Here is a 632-nt window from a genome sequence, read left to right as displayed (position 1 = left end):
AAGGGCATACGGTGGATGCCTTGGCGCCAAGAGCCGAAGAAGGACGGGGTAAGCTCCGATAAGCTAGGGGGAATCGCAAGCAGGTATTGATCCCTAGATTTCCGAATGGGGAAACCCAACAATGGTAATGCATTGTTACCCATAGCTTAAGACTATGAGGAGGGCACCTGGGGAACTGAAACATCTAAGTACCCAGAGGAAAAGTAATCAAGTGAGATTCCCTAAGTAGCGGCGAGCGAACGGGGAAGAGCCCAAACCGAGTCAGTTTACTGATTCGGGGTTGAGGACCAGCATAATTCAAGTCAGGCTTAGTCGAACTACCTGGAAAGGTAGACCATAGGGGGTAACAGTCCCGTAGACGAAAAGCAGAGCAAGATGGCTGAGATCCAGAGTACCACGAGACACGTGAAACCTTGTGGGAAGCAGGGGGGACCACCCTCCAAGGCAAAATACTCCTTGGCGACCGATAGCGTATAGTACCGTGAGGGAAAGGTGAAAAGCACCCCGGGAGGGGAGTGAAAAAGAACCTGAAACCGTATGTCTACAAGCAGTCGAAGACCCTTATGTGGTCGACGGCGTGCCTATTGAAGAATGAACCGGCGAGTTACAGTAACTAGCGAGGTTAAGCAGAA

General features: G+C 51.1%; 1 rRNA gene. It reads left to right on the top strand.

What is annotated here, in order from left to right:
• Positions 1–632, top strand: a 23S ribosomal RNA gene (locus tag LMF89_RS25480); the annotation flags it as partial.

The organism is Pelosinus baikalensis (genome assembly GCF_020819555.1).
GTDB classification, from domain to species: Bacteria; Bacillota; Negativicutes; order DSM-13327; family DSM-13327; genus Pelosinus; species Pelosinus baikalensis.
Note: the sequence above shows the minus strand (reverse complement) of the source record. Positions and strands in the feature narration are given on the sequence as shown.